Here is a 17,364-nt window from a genome sequence, read left to right on the forward strand (position 1 = left end):
ATACTATGTTCGTCCATACACTCATAGAAAAAATGTGATCGGCCAGGACCAGATCACATTTTTTATCTACATCTATTCTATCATGGATTACCTATTTTAAATATGGTAATTTTAGTTTTCTTCTTTTACATGGACAGTCACTGTTGCTGTTACTTGAGGGTGAAGTTTAATCGGTAGCTTTGTTACTCCTAATGAACGAATCGCATCATCAAGGACAATTTTGCGGCGATCAACCGTAATTTTATGTGCCTTTTTCAATTCATCAGCAATTTGTTTGCTTGTAATTGATCCAAAAAGTCGGCCGCCTTCACCTGATTTCGCCTTCAATTCCACCGTCAAGCTTTCAATCGTTTCTTTCAGTTTTTTCGCTTCAGCTAACTCTTGATCTGCAAGCTTTTGCTCTTTTTTCTTTTTATTATCTAAATTTTTCATATTGCCAGGAGTCGCTTCAACCGCAAGCCCATTTTTAATTAAAAAGTTTTGCGCATAACCAACCGCGACATCCTTCACTTCACCTTTTTTTCCTCTACCTTTTACGTCTTGTAAAAAAATTACTTTCATGATAATTGACTCCCTTCCAGATATTCATCTAACGCTTGTTTTAATGATAGCTCAGCTTCAATGATTTGAACCCCGGGCAGTTGAACCGCTGCATTTGATAAGTGGCCACCGCCGCCAAGAGCTTCCATAATTACTTGAACATTTATTTCTCCAAGCGACCGGGCACTGATACCCACAACATCTTCCTTACGTTTAGAGATGACAAACGATGCAGTGATTCCATTCATCGTCAACAATATATCTGCCGCTTGAGCAATGATGACCGGATCATACACTAAGTCTTCGTCCCCTGTGGCAATCGCAATCCCATCTCCATAAAATTCAACCGTTTCTATGAGCTTTGAACGTTTAATATACGTTGCGACATCCTCTTTCAAAAACTTTTGGACCAGCACAGTATCGGCACCTAAGGCTCGTAAATAAGAGGCAGCATCAAATGTCCTTGACCCTGTTCTTAATGTAAAGCTTTTCGTATCAACGATAATTCCCGACAGCAACGCCGTTGCTTCCAATGAATTGATTTTATTTCCCTTCGGCTGATATTCAAGTAGCTCAGTCACAAGTTCAGCCGTTGATGAAGCGTACGGCTCCATATAAACAAGCAATGGTTTTTTTATAAAATCTTCGCTTCTGCGATGATGGTCGATCACAACAATCCGATCGGTTTTATTTAGCAATTGGTCATCAATCACAAGCGATGGTTTATGTGTGTCAACAACGACGAGCAATGTATTGTCAGTCATTAGCTCACTTGCTTCTTCTGGCGTGACTAACCAAGAATACAATTCTGGATCCTTTTTCATTTCTTCAATTAAGCGTTTAACTCCTGTATCAATTTCATCAAAATCGATCACAATGTAGCCCTCACGCTGATTCATTTCGGCTGCTTTACGAATACCAATCGCTGACCCAATCGCATCCATGTCAGGATATTTGTGTCCCATTACAATAACATGGTCACTTTCAACCATTAATTCTTTTAATGCATGGGAAATGACTCTTGCTCTCACACGTGTCCGCTTTTCCATTGGATTCGTTTTTCCACCATAGAACTTCAGCTTTCCATTCGGCAACTTCATCGCTACTTGGTCACCACCACGACCTAAAGCTAAATCGAGACTTGATTGTGCAAGAACACCCAATTCAGGTAATGAAGATTCCCCAAGTCCAACACCAATGCTAAGCGTAAGCGGGATATTTTCCTTCGCTGTTGCTTCCCTTACTTTATCTAAAATAGAAAACTTCTCTTTTTCCAGCTCTTGCAAAATTTGTTCATTTAATAAAGTGACAAATCGATCAGACGATATACGTTTAAGGAAAATCCCGTGATCTAGCGCCCATTTATTTAGCAAAGATGTCACCGTACTGTTTAATCCGCTTCTCGTCTGATCATCCACTCCTTGTGTAGCATCGTCATAGTTATCTAAAAAGATAACCGCAATCACATTTCGTTCACGTTCATACTTTTTAACCGTTTCAATTTGTTCAGTAACGTCAAAAAAGTACAGGAGCCGCTCTTCCGGTTTAAAATGAACACGAAATTTTTTCCCATTTAGATTCACGATTTCCGATTCAATTTCTTGTTTTATAATCGGAATGATCGTTTCTGCTACGTCATATAAAGATCGGCCGGCAAGTGTGTTCTCATTAAAGGAAGATGCCATAAAGGAATTAGTCCATTCGATGTAATACTCATCATTAATAAGCATAATTCCAATTGGCATTTCCATAAGCGCTTCTTCGCCAACCTTCTTAATTCGATATGACAATGTTGTAATATATTCCTCTGTTGCTTTCACCATTTCTTTTTCAATGATAAACATGGAATAAATGAGCACACTTAGAAGCACGGCTCCGATTATGGCTAGCCACCAGCGTTGCAGACTGATAAACACTAAAAGAATCGCTGATATAGCCATGATGCCATATAAAGGATAGCGCAGCTTTTGTTGATTTAAATATGAAGGCATCCCTTCAGCTCCTTCTCCAGTTTTCATTTATTACCCATACGCTGTCTTAAATCAAAGCCTATTTCAATTATACCTAACATCCTTACGATGGAAAGGAAGATTGGCATAATGAATGTCAACACAACTGCGATAATCGGTACAATCATTGGCCACTTTTTTTCATAAGCAAAGAAAAAGATAAATGATAGTCCTTGAATCACTAAAAGGGTTTGCAATATAAACGCTCCGTTGATCAGTACCATGTATAAATATGTACCCTCTTCTGGATTCATCACCAATGTTAAAATCAGTGCAATTAAATAATACCATAATACACTTTTGGGAAATCTTAACTTACGAAATGGCTCAAATTTCGGAACATCAACCCCAAGTCGCTTAACAATTGGCAAGTTGATGACTAATATTAGCCAAACAGTGAAAAATGCGGTTCCAATTAATAAGCTTGGAGCCATTGATCCAATCATTGAAATCATTTCATTCATTTGTTCTTGTAAATTCGCAGGCGGTGCTTGTCCTAGCTTTTCAAGAGCTTCTATGTACTGGCTTGTTGAAGAGCGTAACATCTGTGTTAATTCATCTAAAAAATGAATTTGAAAGAATTTCGATGCAATCGCAAAGCCGAGCACTAAATTAAAAAGAAAGACGATGCTTGAAGAGATATAAATAATTATTTTGCTTTTGCCCGTTCTAACTCCATACCCTGCCATCATTCCAGTTGTGCCAAATAACACTGTGAATGGTACGGTGGCAATCCATGGGCCTACTAAAAACGAAATCATTATTGAACCAATAAGCAAAAGTATGGCAGATTTTAATGGATATTTGCTGCTATATAGAAGGAAGGGCAAGATTAATATCAATTGCACAATGATCATAATGACTGGAACGTATATAGAAATCCAGAGCAATACAGTAAAGATTGCCAGCATCATTGCTCCTTCTGTAAGCATTCGAGTTTTATTCACTCTTTCACCTCTTCTAACCTAATCGATACCTTCTTATTTTACCGATGATTCGCCCATCATTCAACTTTACTGCAAGATTCGCTTTAAGAAAAAGAGAAATAGATAAAACAAAAAGAGCAGCGACGCGATGTGCTACTCTTTTTATATTTATTATTCCCCTAAACAACGAATGGAAAATCAGGCGGTGACAGACACTTACTTAATCGTTTCTAGTCTTTTTACTACGACTTTGCTTCAGTACTGATCTCATCCTTGCATATTCTTCACTATCGATTTCTCCGTTCACGAAACGAGTTTCCAATATGGTCATTGGGTTAAATGACGTATGTTCATGCTCCCGTTGTCGTCTACAAATAACAATAGCCGTGAAGATGAATGCAATAAATATAAAAGGAAAAACTGGTATAATGTGCATGAATATCGGTTCCTCCATTCTTTTGATTAATTAACGTTCCTTGATTGGTTTATTTAACTGGTGCTTTTTGTATCTTTCTTTTACCCCACGGTTTGAAAATCGAGATTGCAAATATGAAAATGAGGGAAACAATTTGTAGAATAATACCAGTCCATAGACTGAGATTTGCGCCCCAAAGTCTTTCGGCCCCTACCCCATTTAATGCATCTAAAGTCCAAGCGTACATACCCCACACGTTCAAGCCGATAAGCAATAAAGTGAGAATTTCCTTTACAATAATCCAGTTATATTTAAACAATCCCCAATTCGTCCAAATGCAAAGCAGAATGCCCGTGATCGTTGTACCAATTGTAGATGCTTTTATAGATGAATTAGATAGTATATGCATCACTTTATAACAACTTACAATTAGGCTTGAATCTTCCGTTGTAGCAATCGTGATACTTAAAATAAGGAAAGTTACCATATTTCCAAACATAATTGCCGAAAACAAAATATGAATAATGAGCAACCATCGCCTGGATGTTAATGAAATCTTCACATTTTCACCTCCTCGTCGACAGTTTTAAGTTTACTAAGCAAAACTGAACATGGCCTAAAGCATTTATAAACTTTTTCTAAAATACTCATTAATATTTTTTGAAATCGCGTATCTGCTGATCGAACATGCGGTATTCTTTCCGGCTTCATACAAAAAACAACCACTCCATCCGTCAAAGGGATAATGTGATTGTGATCTTATTTATTAAATCTATATCCAGATCCCCATACCGTTTGGATATACTGAGAATCTGTGGAGCCTTTTTCAATTTTCTTCCGGATTCGTTTAATGTGGACAGTAACCGTTGCATTATCCCCGATTGAATCAAGTCCCCATATTCTTTCAAATAACTGTTCCTTTGAGAATACTTGATTTGGATGAGTGGCTAAAAATGTTAGCAATTCGAATTCCTTATTGGTCATTTCTACTTCTTTATCTTGCATAAATACTTGCCGAGATAATATATTAATACGCAAACTGCGTACTTCCACTTCTTCAGTAGGCCTCTTCACATGTACAAGTCGCTCATAAATGGCAAGATGGGCTTTTACCCGTGCGACTAATTCACTTGGGCTAAACGGCTTCACAATATAGTCATCCGCTCCTAACCCTAAACCGCGAACTTTATCGATATCTTCAGATTTAGCTGTAACCATTAATATGGGAATATTGGTATGGCTTCTAATCTTTTTGCAAAGATCAAATCCACTCATGTTGGGCAGCATTAAGTCAAGCAAAATTAAGTCAAACTCATTACTTAAAGCTCTCTCTAATCCGCTCTTTCCTTCTATAGTGATTTCCACTTGAAAGCCTTCAATCTCCAAGTAATCTCTTTCCAATTCAGCTATACTCTCATCATCTTCAATAATCAAAATCGACTTACCCATTACGATCATCCTTAAATTTTTTTAGTGTAAAGTGAACAACAAGTCCGCCAGTAGATTTATTTTCTGCCCAAATGGATCCACCATGCGCTTCAATAATTTGCGCGGCAATGGCGAGTCCAAGTCCGCTTCCCCCTGCACTTCTCGAAGGGTCCGCCTGGTAAAAGCGATGGAAAATAGTGCCGAGCTGCTCCTCAGACACGCCTGGTCCATTATCACTGATGCTCACTTGAATCCATTCCCCTTGGTTAGAAATTGAAATTTCAATTTGACCTTGGTTTTTATCTAAATATTTCACGCTATTATAAATGACATTATTAAGCACGCGAACCATGCTATTTCGATCAAGTAAAACATCCACATGAATATCTCGAGATTGTAAAAATAATCTAACCCCTTTTTCATAGAGATCATCTTCTACCTCATTAACATAATCTTCTATAAATGCTTGGACCTTTACTTTTTCAAAGTTAAAGGGAACCCTTTTCATGTCCAATTTAGAATATAAGGAAAGCTCTTCGATTAATTGATTCGTATATATTGCCTTTTTATGAATAGTATCTAGATACTGCTTGCGCTTTTCTGATGTATTAGCAACGCCATCCTGGATTCCTTCTACATACCCGATAATTGAGGTAATTGGTGTTTTCAAATCATGAGATATATTGGCAACCAACTCCCGACGATTATTCTCATATTTATCTCTATATTCCAGCGATTCCTTTAGCTGCGCTCGCATAGAATCGAATGTTTGAGTAAGCTTACTCAATTCATCCTTTCCCCGAACCTCCATTTTAAAATTAAGATCCCCTTTACTTATTTTTTCAGCCGCCTCAGAAAGCTCCTGAACAGGTTTCAAAATAATTCTCGACATAAAATAAGATAGAAGAACATTAGTGAGGATCAGAGTAAAAATCAAGCTAATGAACAAAATTGGAAACAACACCCTGGCCATTTTATTAAAAGAAGAGCTATTCTTTAAAAGAAAAATTGACCCCTCCACCTCGTCTTTAAAATAAAAATCGTATTGCTTTATAGAAAAATGCGAGCTATTAATCCAACCATCAGCTGCATTAAGCTCCTCACTATTAAAAACAGGTAAATCTTGATTTGATAACATCTCTATTGAATTTGTTGTATATACTAGCGTATCCCCTTTACGAACGATTAAATAATTATTTTCCTTTAATAACTGCGTAGCGATGGAGTCCAAATATTCTCTGTCAAATAATTTTTCTTGTTCCAGAAATGCTGTCTTCTTCAAACGATTATAAAGATCTATACTGGTTCTCTCTTGTGTGCGATTATTCCATTCTGATTCACTATTAAGAACAACTTGTATTAAAAATACGATGAATACAATTACAATAATCGGTGTCAAAATCATCGCTGCATGTGAAAGAAAAAACCGTTTACGTATAGACATAGAAATCTCCCTCAATTGTAATGGAATCAATATTCATTGTACTGGTTAAAAGGGAAGAAAAGCTAAACAAATGATTAAATTTTTATAAAGTAACAAAATAGTGCCTGTCACTTCTCCGCTATTGTCGATGGTTTCGAAAATATACGGGTGGTAACAGGCACAAAAAAAGAGCAGCAACATGATGTGCTACTCTTTTTAATATTTATTATTCACCCGAAACGAATGGAAGAAGTGCCATTTGACGAGAACGTTTAATTGCTCTTGTCAATTTACGTTGGTACTTCGCGCTTGTTCCAGTCACACGACGTGGAAGAATTTTTCCGCGTTCAGAGATGAATTTTTTAAGCATGTCTACATCTTTATAGTCGATGTGTGTAATTCCGTTTGAAGTGAAGAAACACACTTTACGACGTCTGCGTCCGCCTCTGCGTCCACCTGCCATAGTAAAAACCTCCTTTTACTTTAGAATGGAAGATCATCGTCTGAAATGTCGATCGGTTGTCCATCATTTGAGAACGGATCTTCATCTGTACGGGTATAGCCTTGATTGCCGCGCTGCTGATTCTGATTTTGGCCATAGGAGTTGTTTTGACTTCTTTGGGGTTCACCGTATTGGGTTCCACCACCGAATGGGTTTCCTCCAAAGTCGCCACCGCGATCTTGTGAAGCAGCACCTCTAGGCTCAAGAAATTGAACACTGTCTGCAACTACTTCCGTCACATATACACGTTTGCCGTCTTGACCTTCATAATTTCGAGTTTGGATTCGACCATCCACACCAGCCAAGCTACCCTTTTTCAAGTAGTTAGCTACATTTTCTGCAGGTCTACGCCAAATAACACAATTAATGAAGTCGGCTTCCCGCTCCCCCTGTTGATTCGAAAAAGTGCGGTTAACAGCCAACGTAAATGTTGCAACTGGTACTCCATTAGGAGTGTAGCGCAAATCTGGGTCTTTTGTTAATCGTCCTACTAATACAACTCGGTTCATCATCAGAATCAACCTCTTCCCGCTTTACTCTTTATAAAATGTTTCACGTGGAACATATCATGTTTATTTTTCGTCTTTAATTACAATATGACGGATAATGTCGTCACTGATCTTCGCAAGACGCTCGAATTCCTGAACAGCTTCAGGTTTTGCATTCGTTTGGATTAAACGGTAGAAACCGTCACGGAAATCCTCAATCTCGTATGCAAGTCGACGCTTACCCCAATCTTTTGATTCGATGATCTCTGCGCCTTCAGATGTAAGGATGTTATCGAAACGCTCAACTACAGCAGTTTTCGCTTCCTCTTCGATATTCGGGCGAATAATGTACATAATTTCGTACTTTCTCATCGTTCAGTCACCTCCTTATGGACTATGCGGCCCTTTTTGGTATAAAAAGGGCAAGGAGCAATTTTCATTACTCACAATGAAAAATTATATCATATAGGTCTTATCATTGCAAATGAAAACCCGACAAATTGTCGGGTTTTTCCTTACACTAATTCATCTTCATCTTCAATATCCTCATTTTCATACGCATCCCTTGAAGGATTGTATAATCGTTCAAGATCTGGTTCCTCAGCAAATTCTGTTGCATAGCTCGTATTAGTAAAACCTTGACTTTCTTCCCTCGCAGGAACGTCGACTGTATCAGCATTAAAGAGGAGCCCAATACATATAATACCGCCAATTCCGACTAATGTGTAAATAAATCTGGCGAAGCCTCCATTTCCAAAGATTGCACCAACTAAGTTAAATCCGAATAACCCAATAAGCCCCCAGTTTATCGCTCCAATGACGACTAAGGCTAATGCAATTCGTCGTAACGTTTTCACATGATCTACTCCTTTCCTCTTCATCGAAACCAAGAACATGATTGCTCATGATTCCGTTCTATTTTTTGAAGAAAGAAGCTGTTTATAACATGTAAAAATTGCCAATTAGTTGCGACTCAGTTTATTTTTTCAATAATAGTCGCATTTGCCATTCCATATCCTTCACATATTGTTTGCAAACCAAGGCGTTTTCCTGATCTCTCCAATTCATGCAAAAGTGTTGTCATTACTCTTGCTCCACTTGCTCCTAATGGATGACCAAGCGCAATCGCTCCTCCGTTCACATTTAACTTATTCGGATCGACACCTGTTTCTTTTAACCAACAAAGTGGGACGGACGCAAACGCCTCATTCACTTCGAATAAGTCAATATCATCTAGCTCAAGCTTTGCCTTTTGAAGCACTTTCTTCGTCGCTTCAATGGGACCAGTTAACATCAGCGTCGGGTCTGAACCGACAACCGCTCGAGCGATTACTCGAAAGCGCGGCTTCAAGCCGAGATCTTCGGCCTTTTCTTTTGACATTAGTAAAATTGCTGCTGCTCCATCACTAATTTGGCTAGCATTACCTGCGGTCACTTTTCCATTTGCTACAAACGGTGGCTGCAATGCTGCAAGTTTCTCCATCGATGTCTGTGCGCGAGGGCCTTCATCCACTTTAATCGTCGATTCTCCAATCGTAACCGACATCCTTTCCCGGTTAAATCTTCCCTCATTAATTGCGAAGACCGCCTTTTTATGACTTTGTAGTGAGAATTGATCAAGCTCTTCCCTAGTAATACCCCATTGATCGGCAATCCTTTCTGCTGATACTCCTTGATTGATGATTTCATACTGATCCGTTAAAAGCGAACTATGCTCTGTGCCTGCTATATTGGAAAACATCGGAACGCGCGACATACTTTCCACTCCACAAGCGATTACGATATCCATATCGCCACTCGCAATTGCTTGAGAAGCAAAATGAACTGCCTGCTCACTCGATCCACACTGGCGATCAAGCGTCACTCCAGGTACATCAACTGGAAAGCCAGCAATTAATCCGGCCATTCTCGCAATATTAGGTGCTTGCTCACTCACTTGAGTAACGCAGCCAGCAATGACATCTTCGATGATTGCAGAATCTATACCCGCCCGATGTACGGTCTCCTTTAATACGAGCGCAAGCAACTCATCTGGACGAATCCCACTAAGCACACCATTTCTTCTGCCAATCGGCGTTCTTACCGCTTCGATGATGACAACCTCTCTCATGTCCGTCTCCTCTCCTTTACTTACATATATGTATGTTTCGCCCCACCTTGCAATAATCCTTCCCCATTTTCCATTGAAGCTTTTCTAAACAGTCATTTCATTTTCAAAAGGCAGTCGAGTCACTTCCGAATTACCATCCAGCTACTTTTTCCGCCATCAAGGGCATTCCAACCTCTTTCGAGTTACCGTCCATCCAATTTTTCGGCTGCCAAGGGAAATCGAAATTTTCCCCCTTCTCAAAAGATATTCAACAATTGATTTTTTAACTCGCTAAATAAAATAAAGGCACCCTATTAGGTGCCTTACACGTTAAATCGGAAATGGATTACATCTCCATCTTTTACGATATATTCTTTTCCTTCTAATCTTACTTTACCAGCTTCCCTTGCTGCTGCCATGGATCCACCTGCTAGCAAATCCTCATAAGAAACCGTTTCTGCACGGATAAAGCCTTTTTCAAAATCAGTATGGATGATGCCCGCACATTCAGGTGCCTTCATTCCTTGTTTAAACGTCCATGCCCGTACTTCTTGCACTCCTGCCGTAAAATACGTCGCAAGGCCAAGCAAATGATAAGCCGCACGAATTAACTGATCAAGACCAGACTCTTCAATGCCTAGTTCTTCAAGAAACATTGCCTTTTCATCATCATCAAGCTCCGCAATTTCCTCTTCGATCTTTGCACAAACAACGATCACTTCCGCATCATCTTTCGCGGCAAATTCACGAACTTGTTGAACATATTCATTCCCTGACGGATCAGCAATATCATCTTCCCCAACGTTTGCCACATATAGTACAGGTTTACTCGTTAATAGATGCAACCCTTTCACTAGCTTCATCTGTTCGTCTGTAAATTCTACCGTCCGAGCTGGCTTGTCTGCTTCGAATGCTTCTTTTAACTTAGAAAGGACTTCAAATTCATACATTGCATCTTTATCTTTTTGCCTTGCCATTTTTCCAACGCGCTCGATTCGTCTTTCGATTGATTCAAGATCGGCGAGAATCAATTCAAGATTAATCGTTTCAATGTCATCGATTGGATTAACCGTCCCCGATACATGAGTAATATCATCATCAGCAAAACAGCGAACAACATGACAAATGGCATCTACTTGGCGAATATGAGAAAGAAACTTATTTCCAAGGCCTTCGCCTTTACTCGCACCTTTTACAATTCCAGCAATATCGGTAAATTCAAACGCTGTTGGAACAGTTTTCTTCGGTTTTACAAGCATCGTCAATTTTTGTAATCGATCGTCTGGAACTTCAACAATCCCTACGTTTGGATCTATCGTACAAAACGGGTAGTTTGCAGCTTCCGCCCCCGCTTTTGTAATCGCATTAAACAACGTTGACTTTCCTACGTTTGGCAAGCCAACGATTCCTGCTGTAAGAGCCATTTCCGTCACTCCTCTTCCGGGGCTTACTCCGCTATACGGTCATTTCCCCCTCATTATCCTTTCACAATTATAGTGATTTAAGAACAAAAGCGCAACAAGTTAAGAGGCGAAGGACTACTCCTCATGCCTCTCTAAAATCTTTCTAACCTTCCTTGTAAATTCTCTGCGCGGTAACATCACACTATGATTACAACCGACACATTTAATCCGGATGTCCATACCCATTCGAATAATTTGCCAACGATTGGTCCCACAAGGATGTGGCTTTTTCATTTCCACGACATCATAAAGATTGAATTCTTTTTTCTCCAATTTTTATCCCTCCTGTTGACTTTCCGGCAATTGAGCATCTAACCCAATTTTTAGTTCCCTGCGAACTTGCCGTTCTATATACCAATGTTTGGATGGAATTGTTTCTGCCGTTATGCGAAAGACAAGATCAGAGCCACTTACTTGCTCGATTCCAAGCAGCTTCGGCGTTGAAAGGAGTTCTTCGTATTTATTCGGCATTGTTTGCAGAAGTTGATTAATAACCGCTTCGACTTTATGGATGTCACCTTCATAACTAATTGAATAATCGATGACAGCTGTACTATTAAAAACAGATAAATTCGTTACATTTGTAATGCTGCCATTGGGTAAAATAAACAGCTTGCCTGTCCAATGAAGAATCTTCGTTGTTCGTAAGCCAATTTCCTGCACAGTCCCCTCAAATTCACCAATCTGCACTTCATCACCAACGGAAAATTGATCTTCAAAAATAATAAAAAAGCCAGAAAGAACATCTTTCACAAGGCTTTGCGCACCAAAACCAACCGCAAGTCCTAAAATCCCAGCTCCCGCAAGCAAACCAGTAATATCAATCGTTAATGTCGAAAGAATCGTCACTATTGCAATAAACGAAACAACATACGTAACAATATTTTGCAGTAGTTTTACAAGGGTATTTTCCCTTCTTTCTGACATCTTAATATGATTTCTTCTCTTCCCCTTCAATATGTTTCCAATCATACTTCTTCCAATGCGAATGACAGCACCAGCCAAAATAATGATCAGAATAATCTTTACAGCTTTCCATCCAAAGCCTAGCCACATGTCAGTATCCATTAACTTTTCTCGAAACCAAGATAGCTCTTCAAAATCAATTGGCTCTTCCTTCATACAATCACACCTTTTATTAAAATCCTTAGCTTATTTTAACATATGTTGACAAAACACTGGAATCATACGTATAGAAAGGAATTTTTCTCCGTATACTGGGAAAAGAGGAATGAAAGGAGCGATCTTGATGAAGCCTCGACTTTTATTTAACGTACAAAAACAAAATGAAATACGTGTAAAATATGATGAGGAAGCTTCGAGTGAGAAGCTTTCCAAGGCGATTATTGAATATCTTCCATTTGGGCACCATCGTCCGATCGTTATCGTTTGCATTGGAACGGATCGGTCAACAGGTGATTCACTTGGACCTCTCACTGGAACTTTTCTCGAAGAGGCTGGATTAAGGCGGTTCCACCTATATGGGACATTAGATGACCCTGTACATGCCGTCAACTTACAGGAAAAGCTGTCCTATATTCAAAAACATCATTTTCGCCCCTTCATTATTGGAATCGATGCCTGTTTAGGAAAAGTAAATAATATCGGCTCATTAAAAGTCGGCGACGGTCCTGTTAAACCTGGAGCTGGAGTGAATAAAGATCTTCCTTTCGTTGGAAATATTCATATTACTGGTGTCGTCAATGTAAGTGGGTATATGGAGTTTTTTGTTTTGCAAAACACAAGATTAAATCTTGTTATGAAAATGGCAAAACAAATGGCTAGCGCGATCATCGATGCGGAAAGAACATACTCAATGATTAGCAGTTCATTACAATTAGAATGGGATATGAATGATGAAGCACCTGCCAAATAAAAGAAACAGGTAGCTACCTGTTTCTTTCACCATACATGTTCAAAAGCATAAATTAAGCTCACAATGATTGCAACGACGATAATTCCTGGAAGTAAGTTAGCGACCCTAATTTTCGTTAATCCTAATAAATTTAAACCAATCGCTAAAATCATTGCTCCGCCAGCAGCAGTCATTTCAACAATGAACATATCCATCACTTCTTGAGGAACGATCCGATCAATTTGGGTCGCAAATAGAGCGATAAGCCCTTGATATACTACTACCGGCACCGCTGAAAAAATAACACCGATTCCTAATGTTGATGTTAAAATAAGTGCTGTAAATCCATCAATGATCGCTTTTGTATAAAGCACTTGGTGATCACCACGAATTCCGCTATCGAGTGCGCCAATGACCGCCATTGCTCCTACTGCAAAAATGAGCGTTGCCGTCACAAACCCTTGGGCAATATTGCCTTTACTTGATGCTCCAACTCTAAGCTCGAGCCATTTTCCGGCTTCATTCAGTTTATCTTCCAATCCCAACCATTCACCTAAAACGGCACCAATTACAATGCTTAATATGACTATTAAAAAGTTTTCACTTTTTAAGCCCATTTGCAACCCTAAAATTATAACAATGAGTCCGATCCCCTGCATAACGGTTGCTTTTATTTTTTCCGGTATCCGATGCAAGTACCTGCCAATCATCGCTCCAGCGATAATACATATTCCATTTACAATTGTTCCTAATAATGCCATCATTTCACCTGATTTTCAAAAAATAATAAACCACCCAAAGATGGCTTATTTAGATTGCCCAAGTATGTCCAAAATTCGTTCTAGATCATCGTTTGACAAAAACTCAATTTCAATTTTGCCCTTTTTCTTCGCCTGTTTAATTGTTACCGTAGTTCCGAACTTTTCTCTTAAATGATTCTCTTGTTCTTGAATAAATACATTTTTCTCTTGTAGCGTTTTTTTTGTTTCACGTGGAACATCCTTGTTCATGTTTTGTACAAGCTTTTCCAATTGGCGAACATTTAATCCTTCTTTCACACATTGATCGGCAATAACAGTCATTTTATCTTTTTGTTTTAAACCTAGCAATGTACGTCCATGTCCCATCGATAAGATTCCATCCGTAATATGTTGCTGAATTTGTTCTGGCAACGATAAAAGCCGAACATGATTTGCTATATGCGGGCGGCTTTTTCCTAATCTTTTCGCCAACTCTTCTTGTGTAATATGTAGACGGTCCATTAGCATTTCATACGCTTTTGCCTCTTCAATCGGTGTTAAATCTTCCCTTTGAAGATTTTCAAGAACAGCAAGCTCCATCATTTGCTGATCATTTAATTCACGAACAACAGCTGGGATTGTACTCATTTTTGCTGCTTTCGATGCTCGATAGCGGCGCTCACCGACGACGATTTCATACCCTTTTATATTTTTCCGGACAATAATTGGTTGAAGGACTCCATGCTGAATGATTGACTCTTTTAATTCCTCAATCGCTTCAGCCGCAAATACCTTTCTCGGTTGGTATGGATTCGGTTGAATGTCTTTTAATTCAATTTCACGAACAGCTTCATCTGTATGAATATCCATATTTGCAAATAAAGCGTTAATCCCTTTTCCGAGACCTTTAGCCATTTTCAGCCACTTCCTTTGCAAGTTCTAAATATACTTCCGCTCCTCTTGACTTCGGATCATAGACAATAATTGGTTGGCCGTGACTAGGTGCCTCACTTAGCCGGATATTACGAGGTATAATTGTTCGATATACTTTATTCTGGAAATATTTCTTTACTTCTTGGATGACCTGAATTCCAAGATTTGTTCTTGCATCAAGCATCGTCAATAAAACACCTTCAATCATCAAATGATGATTCAGATGCTTTTGTACGAGACGAACGGTATTTAATAGCTGACTTAATCCCTCCAATGCGTAATACTCACATTGAACAGGAATAAGTACCGAGTCAGACGCCGTTAATGCATTAATCGTTAACAGCCCTAGCGATGGAGGACAGTCAATTATAATATAATCATATTGATCCTTAATTTCATCGACAGCTCGTTTCAATCGTACTTCCCTAGAAATCGTCGGAACAAGCTCAATTTCAGCCCCTGCAAGTTGAATCGTTGCCGGTGCCACATGTAAGTTTTCTACCGCCGTTTCTTTTATGATTTCTTTTATCTTTACATCATCGACGAGCACATCGTAAATACATTGATGAACCTCTCCCTTGTCAACTCCAGCGCCACTTGTTGCGTTTCCTTGTGGATCGGTATCAATGAGCAGCACTTTTTTCCCAATATATGCTAAGCAGGCCCCCAAATTAACAGAAGTTGTCGTTTTTCCGACTCCTCCTTTTTGGTTGGCTATGGAAATGATCTTTTCCAACGATGTCACCTACCCTTTACTCCTTCAAAATTACAATATTGTCTCTATTCTAGCAAACTATTATTAAAAATTACTCCCTTAATACAAAAAAATTAAAAAGATGAGCAGCTTATTAAAAAAGTTGCTCATCTTTTTCTTCTCTACACGCTCATTTATTTTTAGGGATTTTGATTGTAATTTGATAAAACTCATCAAATTCCTCTTCTTCAGAGTCGAGTTTAATTCCGCTATCAGCAACCATCGAAAGTGATTGGCGAATTGTATTTACCGCAATCCGCATATCTTTACTTATTGCCTTACGCCGTTTCTTCGGTTTTGGTTCAGCAGCTGCGAGCATTTTGACTACTTGTTCCTCCGCCTGCTTTACATTTAAATTTTTTTCGATAATGAGCTCCATCAATTGGATTTGCTTTTCAGGAATTTTTAATGGAATCATTGCCCGTGCATGACGTTCTGTAATTTTTTTGTGTAATAACGCATCTTGCACTTCCTCAGGCAATTTTAATAAACGGAGCTTGTTGGCAACGGTTGATTGCCCTTTCCCCAATCTTTGTGCCAATGCCTCTTGTGTCAGATTATGAATTTCCAAGAGCTTTCCATATGCCATTGCTTCTTCAATCGGCGTTAATTCTTCGCGCTGAAGGTTTTCAATTAATGCAACAGAGGCTGTTTCTGCATCGCTTAAATTTTTTATAATGGCAGGTACTTCTTCCCAACCGAGCAATTGGACAGCTCTAAAACGCCGCTCTCCCGCAATGATTTCAAATTGATCATCGCCTAGTTCGCGGATGACGATCGGTTGGATTATACCATGAGTATGAATCGTTCTCGCTAATTCTTCAATTTTCGTTTCATCAAAAACCGTTCTTGGTTGGAAGCGATTGGGGACGATTGTAGATACGGGAATGTTTTTTACCTCATCACGTACTTCTGCCATTTCTTTTTCTAATGGCAATTCTTTTTCGCCCAAGCCAAATAAACGAGAGAAAGGATGTTTCATCCTTCTACACCACCTTAAATAGAAACTCCCTTTATATACACCATTCTATTTTCTTTATCAATATCCTGCAACAAGTTCCTTCTTTAATAAGAATCCTCATTCATTCGAGCGGCATTTTATTCGGTGTACCGGGCTTTCTTGGATATTTTTTCGGCGTTTTCTTCACCTTGTTCACAATGATGATATTTCGTTCACTTTCTTCAATCGGCAATGTAAAAGAATGAATCGTAGAAAGCTCACCGCCAAGCTGGTGAATGGCCCGCTTCGCTACTTTCAACTCTTCCTCTGCATTCGCTGCCTTCATCGCGATAAATTGCCCGCCTTCCTTCACTAAAGGAAGACATAATTCGCTTAATACAGACATTCTTGCTACTGCTCTTGCGGTAACAATATCATACTGTTCACGAAAATCTTGTTTTTGTGCAAATGTTTCAGCACGATCATGATAAAAATGAGTCTTTTCTAATTGAAGTTCCTTCGCCACATGCTCTAAAAAGCCAATTCGCTTTTGTAATGAATCGACGATCGTCACGTCAAGTTCGGGGAAGCATATTTTTAAAGGCAAGCTAGGAAAGCCAGCGCCCGCTCCGACATCACATAATGTAAGTGGCTGATGAAAATCGTAATAAAAAGCAGCGCTAACCGAATCAAAGAAGTGCTTCAAATACACTTCAGATTTTTCAGTGATCGCTGTTAAATTCATTTTTTCATTCCATTCTACGAGCAGCTCAAAATAACGTTCAAATTGAGCAAGCTGGTGGGAATCAAGCTTGATTCCCCTTTCTTCCAGCATTTGAATAAATTGATCCATCGTCAT

20 protein-coding genes are annotated in these 17,364 nt (G+C 39.0%); 1 reads left to right on the forward strand and 19 read right to left on the reverse strand.

Going from position 1 to position 17,364, the window contains the following annotated elements; genetic code table 11:
- Positions 1–111 precede the first annotated feature (111 nt).
- The 14 genes from rplI to KHA95_RS03670 all read right to left on the reverse strand — a co-directional run bounded on the left by rplI (position 112) and on the right by KHA95_RS03670 (position 12,405).
- Positions 112–561, reverse strand: coding sequence for a 50S ribosomal protein L9 (rplI, locus tag KHA95_RS03605; RefSeq protein WP_213136075.1), 450 nt, complete (start codon positions 559–561; stop codon positions 112–114).
- Positions 558–2,531 carry a DHH family phosphoesterase gene (locus KHA95_RS03610; protein WP_213136161.1) on the reverse strand — a complete coding sequence of 658 codons (1,974 nt, stop codon included), beginning with the start codon at positions 2,529–2,531 and terminating at the stop codon, positions 558–560. The genes rplI and KHA95_RS03610 overlap by 4 nt, the downstream gene beginning before the upstream one ends.
- A gap of 23 nt (positions 2,532–2,554) precedes the next feature.
- On the reverse strand, positions 2,555–3,496 hold the full coding sequence (locus KHA95_RS03615; RefSeq protein WP_213136076.1) for a YybS family protein: 942 nt from the start codon (positions 3,494–3,496) through the stop codon (positions 2,555–2,557).
- 464 nt (positions 3,497–3,960) lie between these two features.
- The gene (locus KHA95_RS03620) at positions 3,961–4,452 is read right to left on the reverse strand and encodes a hypothetical protein (protein WP_213136077.1); all 492 of its coding nucleotides are present in this window, start codon (positions 4,450–4,452) and stop codon (positions 3,961–3,963) included.
- 197 nt (positions 4,453–4,649) lie between these two features.
- Positions 4,650–5,339: a response regulator transcription factor gene (locus tag KHA95_RS03625; protein ID WP_481748400.1), complete on the reverse strand. Its 690-nt coding sequence runs from the start codon at positions 5,337–5,339 to the stop codon at positions 4,650–4,652.
- Positions 5,332–6,762: a sensor histidine kinase gene (locus KHA95_RS03630; protein ID WP_213136078.1), complete on the reverse strand. Its 1,431-nt coding sequence runs from the start codon at positions 6,760–6,762 to the stop codon at positions 5,332–5,334. Before KHA95_RS03630 ends, KHA95_RS03625 begins: the two co-directional genes overlap by 8 nt.
- A gap of 205 nt (positions 6,763–6,967) precedes the next feature.
- On the reverse strand, positions 6,968–7,204 hold the full coding sequence (gene rpsR / locus KHA95_RS03635) for a 30S ribosomal protein S18 (protein WP_213136079.1): 237 nt from the start codon (positions 7,202–7,204) through the stop codon (positions 6,968–6,970).
- Between the two features lie 20 nt (positions 7,205–7,224).
- Positions 7,225–7,755 (reverse strand): single-stranded DNA-binding protein, encoded by a 531-nt coding sequence (gene ssb / locus KHA95_RS03640; RefSeq protein ID WP_213136080.1) that lies wholly within the window; start codon positions 7,753–7,755, stop codon positions 7,225–7,227.
- 60 nt (positions 7,756–7,815) lie between these two features.
- Positions 7,816–8,103 (reverse strand): 30S ribosomal protein S6, encoded by a 288-nt coding sequence (rpsF, locus tag KHA95_RS03645; RefSeq protein WP_213136081.1) that lies wholly within the window; start codon positions 8,101–8,103, stop codon positions 7,816–7,818.
- Between the two features lie 143 nt (positions 8,104–8,246).
- Entirely contained in the window at positions 8,247–8,588 is a 342-nt protein-coding gene (locus tag KHA95_RS03650) for a DUF378 domain-containing protein (protein WP_213136082.1), read from the reverse strand.
- Between the two features lie 116 nt (positions 8,589–8,704).
- Positions 8,705–9,841, reverse strand: a complete 1,137-nt coding sequence (locus KHA95_RS03655) for a thiolase family protein (RefSeq protein ID WP_213136083.1) — start codon at positions 9,839–9,841, stop codon at positions 8,705–8,707.
- Between the two features lie 302 nt (positions 9,842–10,143).
- Positions 10,144–11,244 carry a redox-regulated ATPase YchF gene (gene ychF / locus KHA95_RS03660; protein WP_213136084.1) on the reverse strand — a complete coding sequence of 367 codons (1,101 nt, stop codon included), beginning with the start codon at positions 11,242–11,244 and terminating at the stop codon, positions 10,144–10,146.
- 114 nt (positions 11,245–11,358) lie between these two features.
- On the reverse strand, positions 11,359–11,556 hold the full coding sequence (locus tag KHA95_RS03665; protein WP_213136085.1) for a DUF951 domain-containing protein: 198 nt from the start codon (positions 11,554–11,556) through the stop codon (positions 11,359–11,361).
- Between the two features lie 3 nt (positions 11,557–11,559).
- A complete protein-coding gene (locus tag KHA95_RS03670; protein WP_213136086.1) occupies positions 11,560–12,405 on the reverse strand; it encodes a mechanosensitive ion channel family protein in 846 nt (281 codons plus the stop codon).
- A gap of 127 nt (positions 12,406–12,532) precedes the next feature.
- Here KHA95_RS03670 and yyaC point away from each other — a divergent pair, with 127 nt between their 5' ends.
- Complete coding sequence (gene yyaC, locus KHA95_RS03675) at positions 12,533–13,159, forward strand: spore protease YyaC (protein ID WP_213136087.1); 627 nt, start codon at positions 12,533–12,535, stop codon at positions 13,157–13,159.
- A 26-nt stretch (positions 13,160–13,185) separates the two neighbouring features.
- Here yyaC and KHA95_RS03680 read toward each other — a convergent pair whose 3' ends face one another.
- From KHA95_RS03680 to rsmG, 5 genes are all read right to left on the reverse strand, one after another.
- Complete coding sequence (locus KHA95_RS03680; RefSeq protein ID WP_213136088.1) at positions 13,186–13,899, reverse strand: DUF554 domain-containing protein; 714 nt, start codon at positions 13,897–13,899, stop codon at positions 13,186–13,188.
- Positions 13,900–13,944: 45 nt separating this feature from the next.
- Positions 13,945–14,793, reverse strand: a complete 849-nt coding sequence (locus KHA95_RS03685; protein WP_213136089.1) for a ParB/RepB/Spo0J family partition protein — start codon at positions 14,791–14,793, stop codon at positions 13,945–13,947.
- A complete protein-coding gene (locus KHA95_RS03690; RefSeq protein WP_213136163.1) occupies positions 14,786–15,547 on the reverse strand; it encodes a ParA family protein in 762 nt (253 codons plus the stop codon). Before KHA95_RS03690 ends, KHA95_RS03685 begins: the two co-directional genes overlap by 8 nt.
- Before the next feature lie 148 nt (positions 15,548–15,695).
- Positions 15,696–16,547, reverse strand: coding sequence for a nucleoid occlusion protein (noc, locus tag KHA95_RS03695; protein ID WP_213136090.1), 852 nt, complete (start codon positions 16,545–16,547; stop codon positions 15,696–15,698).
- A gap of 100 nt (positions 16,548–16,647) precedes the next feature.
- Complete coding sequence (gene rsmG, locus KHA95_RS03700; protein ID WP_213136091.1) at positions 16,648–17,364, reverse strand: 16S rRNA (guanine(527)-N(7))-methyltransferase RsmG; 717 nt, start codon at positions 17,362–17,364, stop codon at positions 16,648–16,650.

The sequence above is a fragment of the Bacillus sp. FJAT-50079 genome (genome assembly GCF_018343515.1).
Taxonomy (GTDB): Bacteria; Bacillota; Bacilli; order Bacillales; family Bacillaceae_C; genus Lederbergia.

What these genes read in the sequence shown, in the direction of transcription:
- rplI (WP_213136075.1), bottom strand. Translation starts at nt 561, where the DNA reads ATGAAAGTAATTTTTTTACAAGACGTAAAAGGTAGAGGAAAAAAAGGT.
- KHA95_RS03610 (WP_213136161.1), bottom strand. Translation starts at nt 2,531, where the DNA reads ATGCCTTCATATTTAAATCAACAAAAGCTGCGCTATCCTTTATATGGC.
- KHA95_RS03625 (WP_481748400.1), bottom strand. Translation starts at nt 5,339, where the DNA reads ATGGGTAAGTCGATTTTGATTATTGAAGATGATGAGAGTATAGCTGAA.
- KHA95_RS03630 (WP_213136078.1), bottom strand. Translation starts at nt 6,762, where the DNA reads ATGTCTATACGTAAACGGTTTTTTCTTTCACATGCAGCGATGATTTTG.
- rpsR (WP_213136079.1), bottom strand. Translation starts at nt 7,204, where the DNA reads ATGGCAGGTGGACGCAGAGGCGGACGCAGACGTCGTAAAGTGTGTTTC.
- ssb (WP_213136080.1), bottom strand. Translation starts at nt 7,755, where the DNA reads ATGATGAACCGAGTTGTATTAGTAGGACGATTAACAAAAGACCCAGAT.
- rpsF (WP_213136081.1), bottom strand. Translation starts at nt 8,103, where the DNA reads ATGAGAAAGTACGAAATTATGTACATTATTCGCCCGAATATCGAAGAG.
- KHA95_RS03655 (WP_213136083.1), bottom strand. Translation starts at nt 9,841, where the DNA reads ATGAGAGAGGTTGTCATCATCGAAGCGGTAAGAACGCCGATTGGCAGA.
- ychF (WP_213136084.1), bottom strand. Translation starts at nt 11,244, where the DNA reads ATGGCTCTTACAGCAGGAATCGTTGGCTTGCCAAACGTAGGAAAGTCA.
- KHA95_RS03670 (WP_213136086.1), bottom strand. Translation starts at nt 12,405, where the DNA reads ATGAAGGAAGAGCCAATTGATTTTGAAGAGCTATCTTGGTTTCGAGAA.
- yyaC (WP_213136087.1), top strand. Translation starts at nt 12,533, where the DNA reads ATGAAGCCTCGACTTTTATTTAACGTACAAAAACAAAATGAAATACGT.
- KHA95_RS03680 (WP_213136088.1), bottom strand. Translation starts at nt 13,899, where the DNA reads ATGGCATTATTAGGAACAATTGTAAATGGAATATGTATTATCGCTGGA.
- KHA95_RS03685 (WP_213136089.1), bottom strand. Translation starts at nt 14,793, where the DNA reads ATGGCTAAAGGTCTCGGAAAAGGGATTAACGCTTTATTTGCAAATATG.
- noc (WP_213136090.1), bottom strand. Translation starts at nt 16,547, where the DNA reads ATGAAACATCCTTTCTCTCGTTTATTTGGCTTGGGCGAAAAAGAATTG.
- rsmG (WP_213136091.1), bottom strand. Translation starts at nt 17,364, where the DNA reads ATGACGATGGATCAATTTATTCAAATGCTGGAAGAAAGGGGAATCAAG.